At 65.6% G+C, this 2,851-nt stretch carries 5 protein-coding genes and 1 pseudogene; 2 read left to right on the top strand and 4 right to left on the bottom strand.

The window, feature by feature from the left end; translation table 11 throughout:
- Positions 1–83: 83 nt before the first annotated feature.
- A complete protein-coding gene (locus IT293_05415) occupies positions 84–821 on the bottom strand; it encodes a transposase (protein MCC6764084.1) in 738 nt (245 codons plus the stop codon).
- A gap of 123 nt (positions 822–944) precedes the next feature.
- Here IT293_05415 and IT293_05410 point away from each other — a divergent pair, with 123 nt between their 5' ends.
- Together IT293_05410 and IT293_05405 are read left to right on the top strand one after the other, a co-directional pair.
- Entirely contained in the window at positions 945–1,295 is a 351-nt protein-coding gene (locus IT293_05410; GenBank protein ID MCC6764083.1) for a nucleotidyltransferase domain-containing protein, read from the top strand.
- Positions 1,285–1,601, top strand: a pseudogene (locus tag IT293_05405) (HEPN domain-containing protein). Before IT293_05410 ends, IT293_05405 begins: the two are co-directional and overlap by 11 nt.
- Here the strand turns inward: IT293_05405 and IT293_05400 are convergent.
- The 3 genes from IT293_05400 to IT293_05390 all read right to left on the bottom strand — a co-directional run bounded on the left by IT293_05400 (position 1,556) and on the right by IT293_05390 (position 2,556).
- Positions 1,556–1,825: a DUF433 domain-containing protein gene (locus tag IT293_05400; protein MCC6764082.1), complete on the bottom strand. Its 270-nt coding sequence runs from the start codon at positions 1,823–1,825 to the stop codon at positions 1,556–1,558. The pseudogene IT293_05405 and the gene IT293_05400 sit on opposite strands and share 46 nt — an antisense overlap.
- A 147-nt stretch (positions 1,826–1,972) precedes the next feature.
- Entirely contained in the window at positions 1,973–2,338 is a 366-nt protein-coding gene (locus IT293_05395; GenBank protein ID MCC6764081.1) for a DUF5615 family PIN-like protein, read from the bottom strand.
- Positions 2,335–2,556: a DUF433 domain-containing protein gene (locus tag IT293_05390; protein MCC6764080.1), complete on the bottom strand. Its 222-nt coding sequence runs from the start codon at positions 2,554–2,556 to the stop codon at positions 2,335–2,337. The genes IT293_05395 and IT293_05390 overlap by 4 nt, the downstream gene beginning before the upstream one ends.
- Positions 2,557–2,851: the final 295 nt, after the last annotated feature.

The following is a 2,851-nucleotide window of genomic DNA, read 5'->3' as shown; positions in this document are numbered from 1 at the left end:
TCGCCGCACCAAGACGCAAGCGTCGCTCCCGAGCGAGGACGCGGTGCTGCTCTTGCTCTTCGGGCTCCTCCGCAGCGGGCAGATTAAGCTGCGACGACTCGTCGGCTGGCAGGATCTGGCGCCCGCCCCCAACCCATCGAAGGCTGCATAATTCCGTCGGACATCAACTGATCAAATTGTCGGAGATCCTTTTTCCACCGCTTGACCGACACGACCAGGATGCGTCGGTGATCGTGGCTGATCACGAACCAGACGTAGAGAAGCCGGAACGTGACTGTTGGGACGACGAAGAAATCCATGGCGGCGATCGCGTCGCGGTGGTTGCGCAGGAACGTGCGCCAGCGCTGCACGGCATGGAGTGGCGGAGGGCGGCGAGGCACGTAGCGCGACACGGTACGTTCCGAGACGGCGATGCCCAGCATGCGCAGCTCCGCATGGATGCGTGGTGCTCCCCAGGTTGGATTCTCCGTCGCCATGCGTCGGATCAGGTCGCGGATACGCTGGTCCGTTGGTGGCAGCCCGGGTCTGCGGTGTCGCCGCGAGAGCCAGGTCCAGTAGTGACGGAGGCCCGCGCAGTGCCACCGGGTGACGGTTGCGGGCGTGACGAAGATGAGGACGTCGGACCAGCGTGCCCAGCGCCGGCGCAGGCCGATCCAGAACCAACGGTCCGCATTGGTGACGCGCGGGCGCCGGCCGCTCGCGGCAAAGGCGGCCAGCAGTTGGCGGAGGGCAAGGATCTCGAGCGCCAGGTCGGCGCGGGTGCGGCAGGCGGAGGCGAGGGCGCGGAGGAGCAGGCGAAGGACGTTGAGCACGGAGGACATGACCATCGACGGCAACGATGGAGACGTCCACGATCGCATGGCGAGGGCAAACCGACTCTCTGGGGGTCGAACCCCGTGTCCGCTGCGTGCGAGGTTCTCGGTCGCCAGTAGGCGAGGAGCCGGATGAGCACGCGAACGGATGGAGCGTACGGACCGGAGATCCAGGATCCCCGGCTCGGCGAGGTGCTCAGGCGCCTCGTCGATGCGTACCGTCCAGAGACGATCGACCTCTTCGGGTCGTACGCTCGCGGGGATGTGGGCCCGGACAGCGATTACGACCTCATGGTCGTGGTGTCGGATGACGCTCCGCCGGAACGCCGGCGCAGCCGACTGGCCTACGAACGCCTTTGGGGGACCGGTATCGCCGCTGATGTTCTCGTCTGGACGCGCAGTCGGTTCGACAGTCGTCTGCCGCTTCGCGCCTCGTTGCCGGCGACTGTGATGCGGGAAGGTAGGCTTCTCTATGCCGCATGATCCGATCCGGATCGCCGATGTGCGGAGTTGGATCCACAAGGCGGCGAGGGCTTTCTCGCTTGGCACGATCGCCCGTTTCGCAAGACCCACGATTTGGTCGAAATCGGGCAGGCCTGCGTGGAGATCGATGCGTCCCTGGAGCCGGTGATACGGGAGGCCGCTCCCCTCACGGAGTACGCCTGGAAGTTCCGCTACCCCGGTGAGCCCGAGGAGCCGACAATCGGCGAAGCCGATGACGCCATGACCAAGGCGCGGGCGGTTTACGAGGCCGTCCTCGCTCGTCTGCCCGCGGAGGTACGACCATAGGATGTGGGGCGCGCCACCGTCCGGCGCCGGTCGTCGACGGTGACCACGTCGATGCCGAGGCCGCGGAGGCTATCGATCTCCCTGACGACTTCGTCGACGCCGAGGCCACGGCCGAGTTGGCCGAGAATGAACTCGACGCTGAGGCGGGTCCCCTCGATGATGGCCTTTCCCCCCAAGATTTCGGGGTTGGCCACGATCCGGGGCGCCAGCACGATCGCGGGCATGCGAGACCTCTACCGCCCGCGCCAAGTCGGGCAAAGCTTTGATCCGGGTCGAAGGGCGGCGCTGCCCGATACGGGCTCCCTGCGCGAGCGATACAAAGCTCGCCCTCCGTGGAGATACGGTCCCGGTGGGGACTGGGCGACGTAGAGTCAGTCCGCGATCGGCAGGCTTCGTATTCGGATTCGGTCGTCGACGGTGACGATCGCCCCGTTGGCAAGATCATTCTGGATGTTAGGCAGAATCGTGCTCAAGCGCTCGGTAACCGCGTCGGCCTTGGCGGATCCGAGCCGTAGCGAAAGTATTGAGGGTGCGCTCAGTCCCGACAAGGCGACGATCGCTGAGAAGTCGAGATCCTGGGTGACGACGACGTGTCCATGAGCCCTGGCATATGCCACGATCGCCTCGTCGGTGGCGTGGGCGAGCTTCACCTCATCGAGGCGGACGATGTCGAAACCTTGCTGGCGCAGCGCCAGCACCGTGCGTGGTGCGATGTTGAGGTCCGCGAGGAACTTCACGCCACGGCGGACGTGCGCTGGCTTGCGAGCCAGGCGCCGTAGCGAGCGGCTTGGAAGACATCTTCTCGTTCCAGTTCCGGGTACTCTCGAACGATATCGTCAGCCGTGTAGCCGCTGCCGAGAAGCTTCAGAACGAACTCGACGGTGAGACGGAGGCCTCGGATGGTCGGACGTCCTTCGCACACGCCGGGGACGACGTTGATGCGATCGAGCTTCATGTGATCGACCCTACGTCGTCGTGGCGAGCGCTGCAACGACCAAACCGACCTTGAGTGGCGACGACCGTGGCGTCTCGCGCGTGCGATCACGAGGTGGCGGCCGCGGCGGTGAGCGCGGTCATCAGGCTACTGTCTGGCGACGATGACGCGGAATCGCGGGAATAATAGGGTACTGGAGAGTGCCGGGTTCTCGGGTGTGATCAGCGGCGCTTGATCGGCTTCGCTGCTTCGGTGCGTTGCGCGAGTTGGAGGTCGGAGCGTTCGGTGGCGAGGTCGATCCAGCGATCGACGAGGC

Source organism: Deltaproteobacteria bacterium (assembly GCA_020848745.1).
GTDB lineage: Bacteria > Desulfobacterota > Binatia > UTPRO1 > UTPRO1 > UTPRO1.
Note: the sequence above shows the minus strand (reverse complement) of the source record. Positions and strands in the feature narration are given on the sequence as shown.

Coding starts and splice junctions, on each gene's coding strand:
- IT293_05415 (MCC6764084.1), bottom strand. CDS start 821: ATGTCCTCCGTGCTCAACGTCCTTCGCCTGCTCCTCCGCGCCCTCGCC.
- IT293_05410 (MCC6764083.1), top strand. CDS start 945: ATGAGCACGCGAACGGATGGAGCGTACGGACCGGAGATCCAGGATCCC.
- IT293_05400 (MCC6764082.1), bottom strand. CDS start 1,825: ATGCCCGCGATCGTGCTGGCGCCCCGGATCGTGGCCAACCCCGAAATC.
- IT293_05390 (MCC6764080.1), bottom strand. CDS start 2,556: ATGAAGCTCGATCGCATCAACGTCGTCCCCGGCGTGTGCGAAGGACGT.